Raw genomic sequence first — 18,786 nt, forward strand, 5'->3', positions numbered from 1 at the left:
CTCCGTACGCATCCGTATGGAACTTCCGTACGGTACCGTACGGCGATGCCGGTGCGGAAGCGTCTGACGGCGGGCGACTGGACGTCCGCCGCGCTCGCGGCGCTGGCCCGCGGCGGGGTCGCCGCCGTGGCCGTGGAGCCGATAGCGGCGTCGCTCGGCACCACCAAGGGCAGCTTCTACTGGCACTTCGACAGCCGGGACGCGCTGCTGGAAGCCGCACTGCTCGAGTGGGAGCGCGCCGAGACCGACGACGTGATCGCGCTGGTCGAGACGGAGCCGGACATGCTCCGGAGGCTGCGCAAACTGCTCGCAGTCGCCCTCGGCACAGGCATCGAGCAGCCGGGGTCGGGCGTCGAGCTCGCCCTTCAGCCCAGCGCGGACCACCCGCTGGTCGCTCCGGTGCTGGCCCGGATCACCACCCGCCGCCTCGACTACCTGGCCGGGATGTTCCGCGAGCTCGGCTTCCCGCCCGACGAGGCCCGGCAGCGGAGCCTGCTCGCCTACACGGCGTACCTCGGCCACGCGCAGCTCGCGCACGCCACCCCGGACGCCGCGCCTGCAGGCGACCAGGTTCCCGCCTACGTCGACACGGTGATCGCGACGCTCACCGCCCGGTGACGGACTCCAGGTACCTGGTGACCCACCCGTCGGCGATGTGGCGCTTCCACAGCGTCGTAACGGGCTCCTCCTCGTCGGCGTAGCGGTCGGTCCGCTCCAGCGCGACGCGACGGAGCTGCCCCTTGGTGGTGGCGAAGGTGTCGGGCGGGACGTCGCGCGCCAGCGCGGCCGCCTCGGCCGCGGCTCGTGCCCCCAGCTCGCCTGCGGGGACGATCTCGTGGACCAGCCCGAGCTGCACGGCCCGCTCCGGGAGGTACGTCCGCGCACCCATCACGAGCTCGCGCGCGGCCCGGTCTCCCACCGCGACGCCCAGGATCTCCAGCACGATGCGCGGGAACGGCACCCCCACCCGGATCTCGGGCACCCCGATCCGCGCGGCACCCTCGGCCATCAGCACGACGTCGGCGCACGCCGCGAGCACGCAGCCACCGGCGATCGCGTGCCCGTTGACCGCCGCGACGAGCGGCTTCGGCAGCTCGAACGCCGCCCGGAACGCGTCGACCAACGCCGGGATGAACTTCTCGACGTACGGGTCGCCGCCCGCGGCGCAGCGCTTGAGGTCGACACCTGCCGAGAAGGCGCGGTCCGATCCGGTGACGACGACGGCACGGGCGGGATCGGCCACCAGCTCGCGGAAGCGGTCGGCGAGTGCCCGGCACAGCTCGAGGTCCATGGCGTTGACCGGGCCGTGCGCCATCCGCAGCACCGCGACCGGAACACCCTCGACTTCGACGTCATCGCGTTCCAGCACGCCTTCGAACCTACCGGCGCACCCGCCACGTGGCAGGCTGCGCATGAGTGCATCCGTACGACGAGGTGAGGGAGCCATGCCACAGCAGGTCCGCGGGGTCGTCGCGCACAAGAAGGGCGAGCCGGTCTCGCTGGAGACGGTGATCGTGCCGGACCCGGGGCCCGGTGAGGCGGTCGTGAAGGTGCAGGCCTGCGGGGTCTGCCACACCGACCTGCACTACCGCGAGGGCGGGATCAACGACGAGTTCCCGTTCCTGCTCGGGCACGAGGCCGCGGGGGTCGTCGAGACCGTCGGCGAGGGCGTCACGGACGTGGCGCCGGGGGACTTCGTCATCCTCAACTGGCGCGCCGTCGACGGAACCTGCCGCGCGTGCCGCCGCGGCGAGCCCTGGTACTGCTTCTCCACGCACAACGCCGCGCAGAAGATGACGCTCGAGTCGGGCCAGGAGCTGTCGCCCGCGCTCGGCATCGGCGCGTTCATCGAGAAGACCCTCGTCCACGCCGGTCAGTGCACGAAGGTGAACCCCGAGGTCAAGCCGGAGGTCGCCGGGCTGCTCGGCTGCGGCGTCATGGCCGGGATCGGCGCGGCCATCAACACCGGCAAGGTGGGCCGTGGCGACTCGATCGCCGTGATCGGCTGCGGCGGCGTGGGCAACGCGGCGATCGCGGGCGCCCGGCTCGCCGGCGCGTCCACGATCATCGCGATCGACGTGGACGACCGGAAGCTCACCTGGGCGAAGGAGTTCGGCGCCACCCACACCATCAACTCTCGAGCCCAGGACGTCGTCGAGGGCGTGCAGGCGCTCACCGACGGCAACGGCGCGAACGTCGTCGTCGAGGCGGTCGGCCGGCCGGAGACCTACAAGCAGGCCTTCTACGCCCGCGACCTCGCCGGCACCGTCGTGCTCGTCGGCGTGCCCACGCCGGACATGATGGTCGAGCTGCCCCTGATCGACGTGTTCGGCCGCGGCGGCTCGCTCAAGTCGTCCTGGTACGGCGACTGCCTGCCGTCGCGCGACTTCCCCATGCTCGTCGACCTGCACCTGCAGGGCAGGCTGCCGCTGGAGAAGTTCGTCAGCGAGACGATCGGGCTGGACGACGTCGAGGCCGCGTTCGAGAAGATGCACAAGGGCGAGGTGCTGCGATCGGTGGTGGTCCTGTGAGCCCGGTCGACCGGGTCGTCACCTCCGGCACGTTCTCGCTCGACGGTGGCACCTGGGACGTCGACAACAACGTGTGGATCGTCGGCGACGAGCGCGAGGTGCTCGTCGTCGACGCCGCCCACGACGCCGACGCGATCGCCGCGGCCGTCGGCGACCGCCGGGTGGTGGCCGTGGTGTGCACCCACGGCCACAACGACCACGTGGGCGCCGCGCCCGAGCTCGCCGACCGCTTCGGCGCACCGATCCTGCTGCACCCGGCCGAGGCTCCGCTGTGGGAGATGACCCACCCCGACCGCAAGCCCGACGCCGAGCTGGCCGACGGCGAGACGCTCACCGCGGGCGGGGTGGCGCTGCGGGTGCTGCACACCCCCGGCCACTCCCCCGGCTCGTGCAGCCTGCACGCCGCCGACCTGGGCACGGTCTTCACCGGCGACACCCTGTTCCAGGGCGGGCCCGGCGCCACCGGCCGCTCGTTCTCGTCGTTCGACACGATCATCGACTCGATCCGCGGACGCCTGCTCACGCTGCCCGGCGACACGGTGGTCCGCACGGGCCACGGCGACCAGACGACGATCGGGGCGGAGCTGCCGCACCTGGAGGAGTGGATCACGCGGGGTCACTGACCTCGTGGCACCCAGCACTCCGGCGGAGCGGGTCCGGCCGCCGGGTCTGGCTACTGCTGCGGCTCGATGCCCGCCACCTGGGTCCACTGCCAGGTGTCGGTGTACTGCTGGAACCTGACGACCTTGCCCTGCCGGAAGTCCCAGACGTGGGCGACCATGGCGTCCAGGGCCTTCCCGGTCGCCTTGGCCGTCGCCCGGTAGCGGGCCTCGGCGAGCACCGTGTCGCCCGCGGCAGAGATCCGGTCGACGTCGATCCGGAAGCCGTCGAGGTCCCGCGTGAGTGGCCCGATCACGCCTTCCAGCACGGCCTGTACTCCCCGGAACGGGCCGCCGGGCCAGTAGATGAAGTGCTCGGCCTCGTTCCATTCGACGTCATCGTCGAGGATGGCGACGAGCGGACCGACGTCCCCCTTGGCGAATCCGTCGTACGCCTCCTGCACGAGCGCAGCGTTGTCCGCCATCGCGATCCTCCTCGGTCGTCCCCGTCGCGGGGAGCGGCGACCGTAGTCCCGGTCGCTCGGGAAGGACACCGCCGTTCAGCCCAGGAGCGGATCGCGCGCATCTCGGCCGCCGGTCGACGGCTATCGAGCCGGCTGCCGGGGCTTGATCCAGGTCAGCGCCACCCCGGCACACAGCACCACCGCCGCGACCCCGAACGCCGCCGGGTAGCCGAAGGGCTCCGCCACCGCCCCGAGGCCGAGGGCGCCCACGCCGGTGCCGGCGTCGTAGGCGATGTTCCACAGCGCGCTCGCGGCGCCGTAGCCGCTGCTGCCGAATGCGGCGAACAGCACGGTGAGGGAGTCGTTCTGCACCAGGCCGAAGCCGAAGCCGACGGCGACCGCCCCGATCACGACCAGGGCGCCGCCGCCGGCGACCTCGGCTCCCATCCCGGCCGCGGCGAGCAGCATCCCCGGGACGAGCAGCCTGCCTCCCCAGCCGCGGCGGTCCACCAGCTCGCCCGCCGCCAGCCGGCCGAACAACGCCCCCGCCGCCGTCGCCAGCAGGGCTCCGGGCACGAGCAGCCCGGCATCGGGCACGGCGAGCGGGAGGAAGGTGATCAGGCCGCCCTGCGCGATCGAGCAGGTGACCATCGCGACCACCGGGGCGAGCGCCGAGCGGGTTGCCGGCCGCGGGCGTGGACGGGTCAGGGTCGCTGCGGGAGCACCCGGCATCCGGATCGCCGGCACGAGCAGCGCGCCCAGCACCGGGACGACCCCCGCCACGACGAACACCGCGGTGAAGCCGAACCGCTCGACCGCGGCCACCCCGACCGCGAGCAGCACGAGCTGGGGCACCCCGACCGCGAGGCCGTACCGGCCGGCCGCACGGCCGTGCTGGGCGCGCGGCACGAGTTCCGCGACCAACGCGCTCCCGGCCACCGTCGCCAGCCCGAACCCGATGCCGCGCAGCGCGGAGAGCGCGAGCACGGGCGCGAGGTCGGCCGAGAGGGCGAGGAAGGGCGCCGGGGCGCCGAGCAGCACCGACCCGGCCGCGAGCACCCAGCGGTGGCCGATTCGCACGAGCAGCCACGGCACCGCGAGCTGGGTGGCGACGGTGGTCGCCATCAGCATCGCGGTGGTGGCACCCGAGCCCAGCGCTCCCGATCCGCCGCGCTCCGCCCAGAGCGGCACGACCGGGAGCAGCAGCGCGTACCCGCTGAAGCAGAGCACGGTGGCGCCGAGCATGAACCGGAACGGCCCGCCGGTGATGCCGGCAGGTGTGCTGGTCGAGACCACACCCCGAGCGTAGGTCTCACACTTCCGGGTAGTCCGGCGCATACGCTATCGTGGATCATTAGTCGTGGCTCACCGTTGAATTAGAGGTGGCTAATGCCGAAGGTGGGACGGCGGTCCGTGCTGGTCGCGGCCGGTCTGCTCACCCTCTCCGGCTGCGTGGCCGCGCCGCCGTCCGCCACGGAGCCGATCGGCGACCGGCGGATCCGCGTGACGACGACCACCAACTTCCTCACCGACACCGTCGGCCGGATCGGCGGCGACCGCGTGGAGGTCACCGGCCTGATGGGACCGGGGGTCGACCCGCACCTGTACCGGGCCAGCGCGGGTGACGTGCAGGCCCTGCGCGGCGCCGACGTGATCCTCTACTGCGGGCTGCACCTGGAGGGCCGCATGGGCGAGCTGCTCCACGAGCTCGCCGAGCGGCAGCCCACCACCGCCGTCACGGACGGGATCCCCCGCGAGCAGCTGCTCGCTCCTCCCGACACCACCACGGAGTACGACCCGCACATCTGGTTCGACGTCTCGCTGTGGGCATGTGTCAGCGAGACGATCGCCGCCGCGCTCGTCGAGCGCGACCCGCAGCACGCCGACGGCTACCGCGCCCGGCTCGACACGTACCTCGCCGAGCTGGCCGCCCTGGACGCAGAGATCGAACGGCGGCTCGCGGCGATCCCGCCCCGCAGGCGCGTGCTCGTCACGTCGCACGACGCGTTCAGCTACTTCGGTCGCCGCTACCGGCTCGACGTCGCGGGCATCCAGGGCATCTCCACCGCGGCCGAGGCCACCACCACCGACGTCGAGCGGGTGGCGCGGCTCGTGGCAGAGCGCGAGGTCCCGGCCGTCTTCATCGAGTCGAGCGTGCCCCGCCAGACGATCGACGCCCTGCTCGCGGCGGCCGCCCAGCAGGGCGCACGGATCCACGTCGGCGGGGAGCTCTTCACCGACGCCGCGGGGAACCCCGGCACCCCCGAGGGCACCTACATCGGGATGTTGCGGGCCAACGCCGACCGGATCGCGGCCGGGCTGACCGACGAGAGGGGATGACGCGATGCTCATGTCGACCGAGACCCGGACCGCCAGTGCGCTGGAGGTGCGCGGGCTGACGGTGTCCTACCGCTCGGCGCCCGTGCTCTGGGAGGTCGACTGCGCGTTCCCCGCCGGGCACCTCTCGGCGATCGTCGGGCCGAACGGGGCGGGCAAGTCGACGCTCCTGAAAGCCGCGCTGGGCCTCGTCCCCGCCGACGCAGGGCGCGTGCTGATCGACGGCGTCGAGGGGACCGGCGCGCTCGACCGCGTGGCGTACGTGCCGCAGGCGGAGTCGGTGGACTGGGACTTCCCGATCACCGTCCGCGAGGTCGTCGAGATGGGCCGCTACCGGTCGGCCGGCTGGTTCCGCCGCCTCGGCCGGGCCGATCGGGCGATCGCCGCGGAGTGCCTGGAGCGGGTCGGGATGGCGGGCTTCGGGAAGCGTCAGATCGGGCAGCTGTCCGGCGGTCAGCGCCAGCGGGTCTTCCTGGCCCGCGCGCTCGCGCAGCGGGCACCGGTGCTCGTCATGGACGAGCCGTTCGCCGGGATCGACGCCCGCACCCAGGAGGACCTGCTCCGGCTGCTGGGCGAGCTGCGCGACGCGGGCGGCTCGGTGGTGGTCGTCCACCACGACATGGCCCAGGTGCGCGCTGCGTTCGACTGGACGCTGCTGCTCAACGTGCGCGTGCTGGGTTGTGGGCCCACCGCGGACGTGCTCACCACCGACGCGGTGCGCGCGGCGTACGGGGCGGACGTGACGTGGACGGGCTAGTCGCATTGCTGGGCCTGCCGTACACCGACGCGGTCGTGATCGCGGGCGCGCTCGTACTCGGCATCACGAGCGGGGTGCTCGGCGCGTTCGCCGTGCTGCGCCGCCGCAGCCTGGTCGGTGACGCCGTCGCGCACGCCACCCTGCCGGGCGTCTGCGTCGCGTTCCTCGTCGCGGGCGTGAAGGACGTTCCCGGCCTGTTGCTCGGTGCCGCGATCGCGGGCCTGGTGGCCGCGCTGCTCATGGTGGGCATCGAACGGGCGAGCCGGATCCGGCCCGATGCGGCCATCGGCGTGGTCCTGTCGGGGTTCTTCGCGTTCGGCGTCGTGCTGCTCACGCACCTGTCCAACAGCTCCGACGCCGACCAGGCCGGCCTGGAGAACTACCTGTTCGGGCAGGCCGCGGGACTACTGGAACGCGACGTCGCGGTGATGGCCGGGCTCGCCGCGTCGGCGTTGCTCGTCGTCGGGGTGCTGCGACGCGCGCTCACCACCACCCTGTTCGACCCCGCCTACGCGGGCGCGATCGGGCTCCCGGTGCGGGCCCTCGAGACGGTCATGACGGCGCTGCTCGTCGTGGCGGTCGTGATCGGGGTGCGGGTGGTCGGCGCCATCCTCATGGTCGCGATGCTCGTGGTGCCGACGGTCACCGCCCGCCAGCTCGCCGACCGCTTCCCGCGCGTCCTCGTGCTCGCCGGGCTGATCGGGGCGGCCGTCGGTGTCACGGGCGCGCTCACGGCCACCCGTGGGCAGCTGCCCACCGGGCCGGTGGTCGTCCTCACCGGCTTCACCGTGGCCGTCGCGGCGCTGCTGCTGGCACCCGGTCGCGGCGTGCTGTGGCAGGCCCGGCGGCTCGCGGCGCGGCGGCGCACCGTGCGTCGCGACGCCGTGCTCACCCAGCCGGACGCGCCCGTGAGCGGTCTGCGGGACCGGCTGGTCCGCGCCGGCCTGCGCCGCCGTGGGCTGCTCGCCGCCGACGGCACGCTCACCGCCGCCGGGCGGGCCGCGGCCGCCGAAACGGCCGAGCGCAGGGCGCTGTGGACGGCGTGGCTCGAGCACGGCCCTTCGATCCGGCTGCCCGACGCGCGCGAACCCGACCCCACCGACCTGCGCGGCAGCCTCGGCGACGACGCGGTCGCCCAGCTCCGCGCCCTCGCGGCAGGAGCTCCGCGATGATCTGCGAGGTCGCCGATGCCTGACGGGATCCTCATCGTCCTCATCGCCGGGCTGGTGGCCACGGCGTGCGGGCTGCTCGGGCCGTTCCTCGTGCTGCGGCGGATGGCGCTGCTGTCGGACGCGGTGAGCCACGCGGTGCTGCCGGGGATCGTCGCCGTCTGGCTGGTGGCCCAGACCCGCGCCCCGCTTCCGGTGATCGTCGGTGCTGCGGCGTTCGCGGTGCTCTGCGTGCTCGGCATCGACTCGCTGCGGGCCACCGGCCTCGTCGCGTCCGACGCGGCGATCGCGCTGGTCTTCCCCGCTCTGTTCTCGCTCGGGGTCCTCGGCGTCACCCGCTACGCCGCCGGGATCCACCTCGACCTGGACTCCACGATCTACGGCGAGATCGCGTTCGTGCCGTTCGACACGGTCCGGCTCGGCGGCTACGACGTCGCGCGGTCCGGCCTGGTGCTCGGCGGGGTGGTGCTGTTCAACCTGCTGCTCGTCGGGCTGCTCTGGAAGGAGCTCAAGGCCACCACGTTCGACCCGCAGTTCGGCGCCACCGTCCGGCTCCGCCCGCGGCTGCTCTCCCGCCTGCTGCTGGTGGCGGCGGCCGTCACCGCGGTGGCCGCGTTCGACGCCGTCGGCGCGATCCTCGTGGTGACGCTGCTGATCGTGCCCGCCGCCACCGCGTACCTGCTCACCGACCGGCTCGTGGTCATGGTGGCGCTCGCGATCGCGGTCGGATGGGTGGGCGCGGCCGCCGGGTACGCCGTCGCGCTGCCCATGGACAGCTCGATCGCGGGCGCGATGGGCCTGGTCTGCACGGCCTGCTTCGTACTGGCGCTCCTCCTCTCGCCCCGCCACGGCCTGCTCACCCGCCGGTGGCGCCGGCGCCGAGCCGTGGCCGACGCGCCCCTTCTCCGTTGACGCGTCGCGCGTGAGCGAAGTCGGGGTGCACGGGCGCCGCTGGTCGCGGCACCCTGATCGGGTGGCACCGCTCCCCGACGCCGACTTCCCCGCCGATCCCTATCCCGGCGTCGTCCCGGACTTCTCGTTCGCGCACGTCGACGAGGAGTCGCACGTACTCCACACGGACAGCTGGACGGTGGCGGACACTCCCGTCGACGACTGGCTGGCCGCCCACGGCGCGGTGCCCTGCTCCCAGCGCGTTCCCCTGCTCGCCTACGGCTCCAACCGCTGTCCGAGCAAGATCACCTGGCTGCGCAGGGCCCTCGGGATGGGTGAGGACCCGGTGGTGGCGCTGCGGGTGCGCACCCGCGACGTCGCGGCCGTCTGGGCGAGCGGGCTGCGCAGGCGCGACAGCCAGCGGCCCGCGGTGCTCGCCGCCGCACCCGGAGTGGTCGAGGAGCACGTCGTCTGGCTCGCGACGAGCGAGCAGATAGCGGTGCTGGACCGCTGCGAGGGCCGCGACGAACGCTTCCGGCTGGCCCGGCTGCGCACCGGCGAGGTGCACATGGCCGACGGCGTCCGGATCCCGGAGCCGTGGTGCTACGTCGGGCACGGCGCGATCCGCCGCCCCCTGCTCGTGGACGGGGCACCGGTACGGTGCGCCGACCTGACGCAGGAAGCGGCGCGCGGGCTCACCGGCGAGCCGGGCGACGACGGCCTCGACGCACCGACGGTGGCCGGCATGCCGCACGGCGACGAGTGGCCTGCGGCCCTGTTCGTCTACGGGCTCCTGCAGCCGGGCCAGCCCTCCTGGTCGCTGGTGGCGCCGCACGCGGCAGGCGATCCCCGGCGCGCGACCGTCGTCGGCTCGGTGTACGACACCGGCCTCGGCTACCCGGCCCTGCGCCGCGGCACCGCGGACCGCGCGCCCGGCTGGCTGGTTCCGGTGCGCGACCCGGCGGCACTCCTGCCCGTCCTCGACGAGTACGAGGGCGGGCAGTACCGCCGCGAACGGGTCGTGGCGGCCGACGGCACCATCTGCTGGAGCTACGTGTGGGCAGACCCGTTCGACGGGCTCCGGCCCCTTCCCGCCGGGTGGCGAGAATGTATTTGAGAAGCGCGCATGTGGGCCGCAAGCGCCTGTGATCCAGCAGGATCCGGCTGCCCCGGGCGGCCCGCTCCGCGCTTCTCAAATACATTCTTAGGCCGGCTGCGCCCGCAGCACCGCCGCGGAGGTTCCCGGCAACGGCTTCCGCGCGCTCTCCGTCACCGCGATCACCGCGGCCAGCGAGATCACGGAGGCGACGACGAGGTAGATCCCGGGCATCGCGTTGTTGCCGGTGCTGATCACGAGGGTCTCCAGGACGAACGGCGCCGTCCCGCCGAAGATCGAGGTCGACAGGTTGTAGCCGATCGAGAAGCCGCCGTACCGGACGTCCGTGGCGAAGAGCGCGGGCAGCGTGGCCGACATGGTGCCGAGCAGCAGCACCAGCAGCAGCCCGAGGATGACCAGGCCGGCCACCGTTCCGAGCACCGTGCCGAGCGCGAGCAGCATGAAGGAGGGGTAGCCGAGCACGATGAACCCGATGCACGCCGTCACGATCAGCGGCTTGCGGCCGATCCGGTCCGACAGCGCGCCCACCGGGATGATCACGAACATGATCATCAGCATCATGCCGAGGATGTAGAGCAACGCCTCGGTCTCCCCGAGACCGAGCGTGGTCTGCAGGTAGGTCGGCATGTAGAAGAGGATCGTGTAGACGGCCACGTTGTAGAACAGCACCAGCCCCATGCAGACCAGCACCGGCCGCCAGTGGTGCACGAGGGTGTCCTTGAGCGGCGACTCCGACACCTGGTGCCGCTCCTCCAGCTCCCGGAACGCGGGCGTGTCCTCGAGCCTGCTCCGCAGGTAGAGCCCCACCAGCCCGAGCGGACCGGCGATCAGGAACGGGATCCGCCAGCCCCACGACGCCATCGCATCAGGGGACAGGCCGAGCTGAAGGACCGTCACCAGCCCCGCCGCGAGGACGAAGCCGCCCGTCGTGCCGAACTCGAGGAAGCTGCAGTAGAAGCCGCGCCTCTTGTCGGGCGCGTACTCGGCGATGAAGGCGGCGGCACCGCCGTACTCGCCGCCCGTGGCGAAGCCCTGCACCAGCCGCGCGACGACGAGCAGGATCGGCGCGAGCCACCCCACCGCCCCGAACGTCGGGAGGAGCCCGATCGCGAAGCTCGCCGCCGACATCACCACGATCGTCAGCGCGAGCACGCGCTTGCGCCCGATCCGGTCACCCAGCGGGCCGAGGATCGTGCCGCCGAGGGGGCGCACCAGGTAGGCGACCGCGAAGAGGGCGAACGTCAGCGCGACGTTCGAGCCCGAGTCACCGCCCGGGAAGAAGCTCATCGCGATGTAGATCGCGACGTAGCTGTAGATGCCGTAGTCGAACCACTCGACCAGGTTCCCCATGGCGGCGGCGCCGACCGCCTTTCGGACCGTGCGCTCGTCGACCTCGTGGGCCTGCTGGCTCTCCGGCGTCGTCATGTGCCGTCCTTTCTGCCGCTCGCCGACGCTAGGAGCGGTCATCAGGACCCGCAACAGCTGGCACTACTGTCCGGTTCGTGCTGGACATCGCACGGATCAGCAAGCGGTTCGGGACGCGGCAGGCGCTCGACGACGTCTCGTTCACCGTCGAGCCGGGCGAGGTCTTCGGGTTCGTCGGCAGCAACGGCGCCGGTAAGACCACGACGATGCGCATCGTGCTCGGGGTGCTCACCGCCGACGCGGGCGACGTGCGGTGGAAGGGCCGCGCCGTGGACGCCGACCTCCGCCGACGCATCGGCTACATGCCCGAGGAGCGGGGGCTCTACCCCCGCATGCGGGTCGGTGACCAGCTGCGCTATCTGGCCCGGCTGCACGGCCTCCCCGGAGCGCTCGCCGCAGCCGCCGTCGCGCGGTGGACGGAGCGGCTCGGCGTCGCATCCCGGCTCGGCGACGAGGTGCAGAAGCTCTCCCTCGGCAACCAGCAGCGGGTGCAGCTGTGCGCCGCGCTCGTGCACGACCCGGAGGTGCTCGTGCTCGACGAGCCGTTCTCCGGCCTCGACCCCACCGCGGTCGAGGTGATGAGCAGCGTGCTGCGCGACAAGGCCGACGCCGGCGTGCCGGTGATCTTCTCCAGCCACCAGCTCGACCTCGTGGAGCGACTGTGCGACCGGATCGGGATCATCGCCGGTGGGCGCATGGTCGCCGTGGGCAGCGTCGCCGACCTGCGGGAACGCGGCGGCGGCGCCGCCGTCATCGACGTCGAGGGGCCACCGGCCGGCTGGGCGGCCTCCCTGCCGGGCGTCGAGGTGCTCGATGACGACGGCGCCTGCCACACGCGCCTGCGCCTCGCCACCGGCACCGACGACCAGGACGTGCTGCGCGCGGCGCTCGCCGCCGGACCGGTGCACGAGTTCCGGCGGTGGCGCCCGCCGCTCACCGAGCTGTACCGCGACGTCGTGCAGGCCGGTCCGGAGCAGCCGGAGGCGGTGGCATGAGCGCGCCGCTGCCCGCCAGCACCGCCGTCCTGCTCGTGGCGCGCCGCGAGCTCGGCACGCAGGTCCGCTCGCGCAGCTTCGTGATCGGGATCGTGATCACGCTCGTCTTCTTCGGTGGGATGTTCCTGCTCGGCACCTACATCAGCGGTCAGACCTCGAGCCACGCGCTCGGGATCACTCCGCAGGCCGAGCGCATCCGGCCGGTTCTCGAGCAGACCGCACACCTGCAGGGCGCCGAGCTCGCCGTCCGCGAGGTCGACGACGCCGCGGGCCGCGCGCTGGTGCGCAGCGGCGGCCTCGACGCCCTGCTCACGGGCGCGCCCGGCGCGTACGAGCTGGTCGGCCTCGACTCCGTCGACGGGAGCCTGCAGGCGATCGTGCAGGACGCGGTCGAGCAGCAGGCGGTCTCCGCCGCGCTCACGGGCGCCGGTGTCGACCTCACGCAGTTCGCGAACGCCTCCGCGCTCGCCGTCAGCACGCTGGAACCGGCCGACACCGGGAACGGGCAGCGGCTCGCGGTCGCCTTCGTCGGCACGCTCCTGCTGTTCTTCTCGATCAGCCAGTACGGCAGCCTGGTGGCAACCGGCGTGGTCGAGGAGAAGCAGAGCCGGGTGGTGGAGCTGCTGCTCGCCACGATCACGCCGTGGCAGCTGCTGGCCGGCAAGGTCCTCGGGCTCGGCGCGGTGGGCCTGCTCCAGCTGGTGATCCTCAGCGCGATCGCGGGTGTGGGCGCGGCCGCCGCCGGGCTGCTGGTGCTGCCGGGCGCCGCGCTCGGCATGTTCGCGATGGTCGTGCTCTGGTACCTGCTCGGCTTCTTCCTCTACGCCTCGCTGTACGCCGCCGTCGGCTCCACGGTGTCGCGGCAGGAGGAGCTGCAGTCGGTGGTGGCGCCGATGATCTTCCTGCTGCTGATCCCGTTCGTCCTCACCCTGAACCTGCTGCCGAGCGACCCGCGCAACGGCCTCGCCACCGTGCTGTCGTTCGTGCCGTTCTTCTCCCAGACCGTCATGCCGGCGCGCTACGCCCTCGGCGTGGCCCCGCTGTGGGAGGTGCTGGTGGCGGCGGGGCTCGCCGCGGCCGCCATCGTGGTGGTCGTGCGGGTCGCCGGGCGCGTGTACCGGAACTCGGTACTGCGCACCGGCGCCCGCGTCAGCCTCCGCGAGGCGCTGGCCGGCAAGCCGTCCTGATCAGGGCGTCGGCGCCGGACGCGGCCGCGGCGACGGGCGACGGGGCGCGGCTTCGTCAGCGGGCTGCGCAGCAGGCGCGACCGCCCCGGTGTCCGCCGGCCGGGGCGGCGGCCATCCCGTGCCGATGTCCGCACGGGCCGCCCGCCTCGAGCGGACCACCCACACCCCGATCGCCAGCAACACGGCGAGCACCAGCCAGCGGCCACGACGACCCCTGTGCCTCTCGACGTTCTCCGCCATCGACCTTCACCCTTCCGCCGGACGCGCCCGAAGGGTAAGCCGTTCGGCCGGGATCCGCGTCACGCCCCGCCGCCCGTTTCCGCTCAGCGGTTGGCCATGGGCACGTACGGGCGCTCGGTTGCGCCGACGTACAGCTGCCGCGGCCTGCCGATCTTCGTGCTCGGGTCGTTGATCATCTCGCGCCAGTGGGCGATCCACCCGGGCAGGCGTCCGAGCGCGAACAGGACCGTGAACATCTTCGTCGGGAAGCCCATGGCCCGGTAGATCACGCCGGTGTAGAAGTCGACGTTCGGGTAGAGCTTGCGCTCGACGAAGTAGTCGTCGGCGAGTGCCCGCTCCTCCAGCGCCTTCGCGATGTCGAGCAGCTGGTCGCTGACCCCGAGCTTCTTGAGGATGTCGTCGGCGCTCTGCTTCACGATCCGGGCGCGCGGGTCGTAGTTCTTGTAGACCCGGTGCCCGAAGCCCATCAGCCGGGCGCCCTTCTCCTTCTTCTTCACGCGCTCGACGAAGGCGTCGACGTTGCCCTCCTCGACGTCCCGGATGCGCTGCAGCATCTCGAGCACCGCCTGGTTGGCACCGCCGTGCAGCGGCCCGAACAGGGCGTTGATGCCCGCGGAGATGCTCGCGAACAGGTTCGCCTGCGACGAGCCCACCATCCGGACGGTGGAGGTGGAGCAGTTCTGCTCGTGGTCGGCGTGCAGGATGAGCAGCACGTCGAGGGCGCGCACGAAGTCGGGGTCGACCTCGTACGGCTCCGCCGGGAACCCGAAGGTCATCCGGAGGAAGTTCTCGACGAGACCCAGCGAGTTGTCCGGGTACAGGAACGGCTGGCCGATCGACTTCTTGTACGCGTACGCGGCGATCGTCGGCACCTTCGCCAGCAGCCGCACCGTGGACAGCTCCACCGCGTCCTCGTCGAACGGGTCGAGGCTGTCCTGGTAGAAGGTCGAGAGCGCGCTCACGGCGCTGGAGAGCACCGGCATCGGGTGCGCGTCGCGCGGGAAGCCGTCGAAGAACCGTTTCAGGTCCTCGTGCAGCAGCGTGTGGCGGCTGATCCGGTTGGTGAACGACTCCAGCTGCTCCTTGCTCGGCAGCTCCCCGTAGATCAGCAGGTAGCTCGTCTCCAGGAACGAGGAGCTCTCCGCGAGCTGGTCGATCGGGTACCCGCGGTAGCGGAGGATGCCGGCGTCACCGTCGATGTAGGTGATCGCGGAGGCACAGGAAGCGGTGTTGCCGTATCCGGTGTCGAACGTGACGAGTCCCGTCGACGGGAGCAACTTCCCGATGTCGAACGCGGACGCACCCTCGGTTGCCGACCGGATCGACATCTCGTACTCGCCGCCCGGGTGGTTCAGAACAGCGGCGCTGGTGGTCTCGTCGGCCATGTGGAGGTTCCCTCACACTCATGTTTTGCGTGGTTGGCCGCAACGCTAGTGCTCCGGATCGGGGTTGCGCCCGTCCTGGCGCTGACGCGTTCATCACGAGTGATCTCACACGGCGTGCGCAGGGCGGTACCGCCAGAACGCGGGGAACATCGCCGCCACGACCACGGCACCGACGATCACGAGGACGCCGCCGACCGACGCCGACATCCCCGGGCCCCACCAGTCGGCCGCAGGCCCGTGCCACATGTCGGCGATCCGAGGGCCGCCGACCACGACCACCGCGAAAACGCCCTGCATGCGCCCGCGCATCTCGTCGGTTGCCACCGACTGCAACATGGACATGCGGAAGACACCGCTCACCATGTCGCCCGCCCCCGCGATCGCGAGGAAGATCACTGCGAGCCACAGCGACTGCGTGAGCCCGAAGAGCACCACGCCCAGACCCCACACGCAGATCGAGAGGGTGACCGCCACCCCCTGGCGGCGGATCGAGTTGAGGCGGCCGGAGAACAGCGCCGAGACGACCATCCCCGCCGGGATCGCGGCGAACAGCAGCCCGAGCGCGAGCCCACCCCCCGGCGGGTCGCCGTACACGGTGTGCGCGAGCTCCGGGAACACGACGCGCGGCATGCCGAACGCCATCGCGACGATGTCCATGAGGAACGACACCAGCAGCACGGCGTGCAGCGCGGCGTACCGGAAGCCCGCGGCGATCTCCCGCAGGCCGGCCCGCCTGCGCTCGCCCCCCGTCTCGGGCGGGACCGGCGGCAGCTTCCAGGTGGCCCACAGCGTGGCGAGCAGCGCCACCGCGTCGAGCAGGTAGAGGGTCGGGAGCCCCACCACCGGGATCAGGACGCCCGCGAGCAGCGGCCCCGCGATCGCGCCCGTCTGGTAGACGGTCATGTTCAGCGTGTTCGCGGCGGGGAGCAGATCGGCGGGCAGCAGCCGCGGGATCACGGCGTTGCGGGCGGGCTGGTTGACCGCGAGGAACGCCGTCTGCACGGCGAACAACACCAGCACCAGCCACACCCCGCCGACGCCGCTCGCCGCCGTGACCCACAGCGCCAGCGACGACAGCGCGATGCCCGCCCCGCTGATCAGCAGCAGCGTGCGCCGGTCCATGGCGTCCGCGATCGCGCCGCCCCACAGCCCGAACACGACCAGCGGCACGAGCCCGAAGAGGCCCGTCAACCCGACGTACGCCGACGACCCCGTCAGCTCGTAGATCTGCGCGGGCACCGCGACGACGGACAGCTGCGCACCGACGACCGTGACTATGCCGGCGGTCCACAGCCTCCGGTAGGCCGGCGTGCGCAGGGGCCGGGTGTCGGCGAGCACGCCGCGCACGGCCCGCGCCATCCGCCGGGTGGCGGGCTCGGTGCGCGCGGTGGGGGCGTCCGGGCCGGCGGTGATCGGCTTCGTTGGCCCATCCGGACCGGACGTTGTCATACGACAACGACTACCACCACCTTGCGCCCGAGCGCGCGCCGGTTCCCGCGCGAGTGCCCGGCTTCACCCCGGAATCCGGCGAATCACCCGCACTCAGACCGCGACTCGCATACATCCAGACCGCGACTCGCGGGTGTGGGGGCACTGCTCCCCGCGAGTCGCGGCGTGAGTGCGCGCGAGTCGCGGGCTGAGTGCGCGCGAGTTGCGGTCAGGGGGCTAGGCGGCGGATGCGCCAGGTGCGGCTGTGGGGGTCGTGCTCGAAGCGCAGCCGGTCGTGCATTCGGTTGTGGCGGCCCTGCCAGAACTCCACCTGCTCCGGCACGATCCGCCAGCCGCCCCAGTGCGGTGGGGCGGGCACCTCCTCCGCGCCTGCGAAGCGCTGCGTGGCGGCCTCCAGCGCGTCGTCGAGCACGCGCCGGTCGCGCACCTCGACGGACTGGGCGGACGCCCACGCCCCGAGCTGCGACCCGCGCGGGCGGGTGGCCCAGTAGGCCGCGTTCTCCGCGGCAGCGACCAGTTCGACGTGGCCGCGGACGTGCACCTGCCGGTGCTGGGCGTACCAGGGGAAGGTGGCCGAGGCGTACCGCGTGGCCCGCAGCTGGTGGCTCTTGGCGGACGTGTAGTTCGTGTAGAAGACGACGCCGCGCGCGTCGAGTCCCTTGCACAGCACCGTGCGTGAGGACGGCCTACCGTCCTCGCCCGTGGTGGCCAGCACCATCGCGTTGGGTTCGGCGACACCGTCGGTGATGGCCTCGTCCAGCCACAGCGCCAGCTGTTCGTGCCAGGTGTCGGCGAGGTCGCCCACGTCCAGCCCATCTGTGCGCGCATAGTCCACGCGCATCGTCGCCAGCTGCTCTGCCATCGACGCCCTCCCCCGGGTAGCGGACCCACCACGCTATGTGCAACCACACGCGATCGACAGCCCCGGTGACCGATGCCACCCGGTCGCCCGTTGCACCCGCTCCGATGCAGCGGCAGGGTTGCGCCAACCACGACGAGGAGGACGCGGTGACCACTGCGCCGACCGCACCAGGATCCGAACAGGGCGAGGAGGCGGTACCGCCGCCCCCGCCCGGCTTCCGCCCCGGCCTGGAGGGCCACGTCGCCTTCCGCACCCGCATCGCAGAACCAGACAAGGACGGCGGGTCGCTGCGCTACCGCGGCGTCGACATCGAGGACCTGGTCGGCAAGGTGACGTTCGGCAACGTATGGGCGTTGCTCGTCGACGGCCGGTTCGGGCCGGGCCTGCCGCCCGCGGAGCCGTTCCCGATCCCGGTGCACACCGGCGACGTCCGGGTGGACGTGCAGGCGGCACTCGCGATGCTCGCCCCGTACTGGGGGTACCGGCCGCTGCTGGACATCAGCGACGAGGAGGCCCGCGAGCAGCTGGCCAGGGCGTCGGTGATGGCGCTGTCGTACGTCGCTCAGTCGGCGCGCGGGATCGGCGTTCCCGCGGTGCCGCAGTCGCGGATCGACCAGTGCTCGACGATCACCGAGCGGTTCATGACGCGCTGGCGGGGAGAGCCGGACCCGGCGCACATCACGGCCGTCGACGCGTACTGGGTGTCCGCGGCCGAGCACGGGATGAACGCCTCGACGTTCACGGCGCGGGTCATCGCCTCCACCGGCGCCGACGTCGCGGCGTCGCTCTCCGGCGCGATCGGCGCCATGTCCGGCCCGCTGCACGGCGGCGCGCCGGCGCGGGTGCTGCCGATGATCGAGGAGGTCGAGCGCTCGGGCGACCCCGAGGGCCTGGTCAAGGGCATCCTCGACCGCAGGGAGCGCCTCATGGGCTTCGGCCACCGCGTCTACCGGGCGGAGGACCCGCGTGCCCGCGTGCTGCGCCGCACGTGCCTCGAGCTGAAGGCCCCGCGCTACGAGGCCGCCGCCGCGCTCGAGCAGGCGGCGCTCACGGAGCTGCGCTCACGCAGGCCGGACCACCCGATCGAGACGAACGTCGAGTTCTGGGCGGCCGTGATCCTCGACTTCGCCGAGGTGCCGCCGCACATGATGCCGGCGATGTTCACCAGCGCCCGCACGGCCGGCTGGTCGGCGCACATCATGGAGCAGAAGCGCGAGGCCAAACTGGTGCGCCCGGCGGGGCAGTACATCGGCCCCCGCCCGAGGCGTCCGGAGGACGTCGAGGGCTGGGACGAGATCGCCCACGCCTGATCCGACCGAGTTCCGACGAACGGCGCTGTCGTGCCACTGAGGGCTGCCCTCAGACATGCATGGGGTCC

18 protein-coding genes are annotated in these 18,786 nt (G+C 72.6%); 11 read left to right on the top strand and 7 right to left on the bottom strand.

The window, feature by feature from the left end; genetic code table 11:
* The first annotated feature begins 45 nt into the window (after nucleotides 1-45).
* Complete coding sequence (locus FB388_RS30995) at nucleotides 46-618, top strand: TetR/AcrR family transcriptional regulator (RefSeq protein WP_142105749.1); 573 nt, start codon at nucleotides 46-48, stop codon at nucleotides 616-618.
* Here the strand turns inward: FB388_RS30995 and FB388_RS31000 are convergent.
* Nucleotides 605-1,369 carry an enoyl-CoA hydratase/isomerase family protein gene (locus FB388_RS31000; RefSeq protein ID WP_170225897.1) on the bottom strand — a complete coding sequence of 255 codons (765 nt, stop codon included), beginning with the start codon at nucleotides 1,367-1,369 and terminating at the stop codon, nucleotides 605-607. The two genes, FB388_RS30995 and FB388_RS31000, sit on opposite strands and share 14 nt — an antisense overlap.
* A 76-nt stretch (nucleotides 1,370-1,445) precedes the next feature.
* Between FB388_RS31000 and FB388_RS31005 the strand changes: the two genes are divergently transcribed.
* Both FB388_RS31005 and FB388_RS31010 read left to right on the top strand, forming a co-directional pair.
* Nucleotides 1,446-2,531 (top strand): S-(hydroxymethyl)mycothiol dehydrogenase, encoded by a 1,086-nt coding sequence (locus tag FB388_RS31005; protein WP_142105753.1) that lies wholly within the window; start codon nucleotides 1,446-1,448, stop codon nucleotides 2,529-2,531.
* On the top strand, nucleotides 2,528-3,154 hold the full coding sequence (locus tag FB388_RS31010; protein ID WP_142105755.1) for an MBL fold metallo-hydrolase: 627 nt from the start codon (nucleotides 2,528-2,530) through the stop codon (nucleotides 3,152-3,154). Before FB388_RS31005 ends, FB388_RS31010 begins: the two co-directional genes overlap by 4 nt.
* Before the next feature lie 50 nt (nucleotides 3,155-3,204).
* Here FB388_RS31010 and FB388_RS31015 read toward each other — a convergent pair whose 3' ends face one another.
* Nucleotides 3,205-3,615: a nuclear transport factor 2 family protein gene (locus FB388_RS31015; RefSeq protein WP_142105757.1), complete on the bottom strand. Its 411-nt coding sequence runs from the start codon at nucleotides 3,613-3,615 to the stop codon at nucleotides 3,205-3,207.
* Nucleotides 3,616-3,735: 120 nt separating this feature from the next.
* Nucleotides 3,736-4,890, bottom strand: coding sequence for an MFS transporter (locus FB388_RS31020; protein WP_246122545.1), 1,155 nt, complete (start codon nucleotides 4,888-4,890; stop codon nucleotides 3,736-3,738).
* 93 nt (nucleotides 4,891-4,983) lie between these two features.
* On the opposite strand from FB388_RS31020, the gene FB388_RS31025 reads away from it, so the two are divergent.
* The 5 genes from FB388_RS31025 (at nucleotide 4,984) to FB388_RS31045 (ending at nucleotide 9,865) form a co-directional block, all read left to right on the top strand.
* Nucleotides 4,984-5,934, top strand: coding sequence for a metal ABC transporter solute-binding protein, Zn/Mn family (locus FB388_RS31025; protein WP_142105762.1), 951 nt, complete (start codon nucleotides 4,984-4,986; stop codon nucleotides 5,932-5,934).
* Between the two features lie 4 nt (nucleotides 5,935-5,938).
* Complete coding sequence (locus FB388_RS31030; RefSeq protein ID WP_142105764.1) at nucleotides 5,939-6,688, top strand: metal ABC transporter ATP-binding protein; 750 nt, start codon at nucleotides 5,939-5,941, stop codon at nucleotides 6,686-6,688.
* Nucleotides 6,676-7,860 (top strand): metal ABC transporter permease, encoded by a 1,185-nt coding sequence (locus FB388_RS31035; RefSeq protein ID WP_142105766.1) that lies wholly within the window; start codon nucleotides 6,676-6,678, stop codon nucleotides 7,858-7,860. The genes FB388_RS31030 and FB388_RS31035 overlap by 13 nt, the downstream gene beginning before the upstream one ends.
* A 15-nt stretch (nucleotides 7,861-7,875) precedes the next feature.
* Nucleotides 7,876-8,769 carry a metal ABC transporter permease gene (locus tag FB388_RS31040; RefSeq protein ID WP_142105768.1) on the top strand — a complete coding sequence of 298 codons (894 nt, stop codon included), beginning with the start codon at nucleotides 7,876-7,878 and terminating at the stop codon, nucleotides 8,767-8,769.
* Between the two features lie 61 nt (nucleotides 8,770-8,830).
* Nucleotides 8,831-9,865 (top strand): gamma-glutamylcyclotransferase family protein, encoded by a 1,035-nt coding sequence (locus tag FB388_RS31045; RefSeq protein WP_211362288.1) that lies wholly within the window; start codon nucleotides 8,831-8,833, stop codon nucleotides 9,863-9,865.
* 87 nt (nucleotides 9,866-9,952) lie between these two features.
* Here FB388_RS31045 and FB388_RS31050 read toward each other — a convergent pair whose 3' ends face one another.
* A complete protein-coding gene (locus FB388_RS31050; RefSeq protein WP_246122547.1) occupies nucleotides 9,953-11,290 on the bottom strand; it encodes an MFS transporter in 1,338 nt (445 codons plus the stop codon).
* Nucleotides 11,291-11,367: 77 nt separating this feature from the next.
* Here FB388_RS31050 and FB388_RS31055 point away from each other — a divergent pair, with 77 nt between their 5' ends.
* Both FB388_RS31055 and FB388_RS31060 read left to right on the top strand, forming a co-directional pair.
* Nucleotides 11,368-12,285: an ABC transporter ATP-binding protein gene (locus tag FB388_RS31055; RefSeq protein ID WP_142105773.1), complete on the top strand. Its 918-nt coding sequence runs from the start codon at nucleotides 11,368-11,370 to the stop codon at nucleotides 12,283-12,285.
* Nucleotides 12,282-13,472: an ABC transporter permease gene (locus FB388_RS31060; RefSeq protein WP_142105775.1), complete on the top strand. Its 1,191-nt coding sequence runs from the start codon at nucleotides 12,282-12,284 to the stop codon at nucleotides 13,470-13,472. The genes FB388_RS31055 and FB388_RS31060 overlap by 4 nt, the downstream gene beginning before the upstream one ends.
* A 323-nt stretch (nucleotides 13,473-13,795) precedes the next feature.
* Here FB388_RS31060 and FB388_RS31065 read toward each other — a convergent pair whose 3' ends face one another.
* The 3 genes from FB388_RS31065 to pdxH all read right to left on the bottom strand — a co-directional run bounded on the left by FB388_RS31065 (nucleotide 13,796) and on the right by pdxH (nucleotide 17,408).
* A complete protein-coding gene (locus FB388_RS31065) occupies nucleotides 13,796-15,097 on the bottom strand; it encodes a citrate synthase (RefSeq protein ID WP_142105777.1) in 1,302 nt (433 codons plus the stop codon).
* 105 nt (nucleotides 15,098-15,202) lie between these two features.
* Nucleotides 15,203-16,456: an MFS transporter gene (locus FB388_RS31070; protein ID WP_142106425.1), complete on the bottom strand. Its 1,254-nt coding sequence runs from the start codon at nucleotides 16,454-16,456 to the stop codon at nucleotides 15,203-15,205.
* Nucleotides 16,457-16,754: 298 nt separating this feature from the next.
* Nucleotides 16,755-17,408: a pyridoxamine 5'-phosphate oxidase gene (gene pdxH / locus FB388_RS31075; RefSeq protein ID WP_142105779.1), complete on the bottom strand. Its 654-nt coding sequence runs from the start codon at nucleotides 17,406-17,408 to the stop codon at nucleotides 16,755-16,757.
* Between the two features lie 146 nt (nucleotides 17,409-17,554).
* On the opposite strand from pdxH, the gene FB388_RS31080 reads away from it, so the two are divergent.
* Entirely contained in the window at nucleotides 17,555-18,718 is a 1,164-nt protein-coding gene (locus tag FB388_RS31080) for a citrate synthase 2 (protein WP_425468580.1), read from the top strand.
* Nucleotides 18,719-18,786: the final 68 nt, after the last annotated feature.

Source organism: Pseudonocardia cypriaca (assembly GCF_006717045.1).
Taxonomy (GTDB): domain Bacteria; phylum Actinomycetota; class Actinomycetes; order Mycobacteriales; family Pseudonocardiaceae; genus Pseudonocardia; species Pseudonocardia cypriaca.

Excerpts from the sequence above, each read along its gene's own strand:
- FB388_RS30995 (WP_142105749.1), top strand. The coding sequence starts at position 46 with ATGCCGGTGCGGAAGCGTCTGACGGCGGGCGACTGGACGTCCGCCGCG.
- FB388_RS31005 (WP_142105753.1), top strand. The coding sequence starts at position 1,446 with ATGCCACAGCAGGTCCGCGGGGTCGTCGCGCACAAGAAGGGCGAGCCG.
- FB388_RS31015 (WP_142105757.1), bottom strand. The coding sequence starts at position 3,615 with ATGGCGGACAACGCTGCGCTCGTGCAGGAGGCGTACGACGGATTCGCC.
- FB388_RS31025 (WP_142105762.1), top strand. The coding sequence starts at position 4,984 with ATGCCGAAGGTGGGACGGCGGTCCGTGCTGGTCGCGGCCGGTCTGCTC.
- FB388_RS31030 (WP_142105764.1), top strand. The coding sequence starts at position 5,939 with ATGCTCATGTCGACCGAGACCCGGACCGCCAGTGCGCTGGAGGTGCGC.
- FB388_RS31040 (WP_142105768.1), top strand. The coding sequence starts at position 7,876 with ATGCCTGACGGGATCCTCATCGTCCTCATCGCCGGGCTGGTGGCCACG.
- FB388_RS31050 (WP_246122547.1), bottom strand. The coding sequence starts at position 11,290 with ATGACGACGCCGGAGAGCCAGCAGGCCCACGAGGTCGACGAGCGCACG.
- FB388_RS31060 (WP_142105775.1), top strand. The coding sequence starts at position 12,282 with ATGAGCGCGCCGCTGCCCGCCAGCACCGCCGTCCTGCTCGTGGCGCGC.
- FB388_RS31065 (WP_142105777.1), bottom strand. The coding sequence starts at position 15,097 with ATGGCCGACGAGACCACCAGCGCCGCTGTTCTGAACCACCCGGGCGGC.
- FB388_RS31070 (WP_142106425.1), bottom strand. The coding sequence starts at position 16,456 with ATGGCGCGGGCCGTGCGCGGCGTGCTCGCCGACACCCGGCCCCTGCGC.
- pdxH (WP_142105779.1), bottom strand. The coding sequence starts at position 17,408 with ATGGCAGAGCAGCTGGCGACGATGCGCGTGGACTATGCGCGCACAGAT.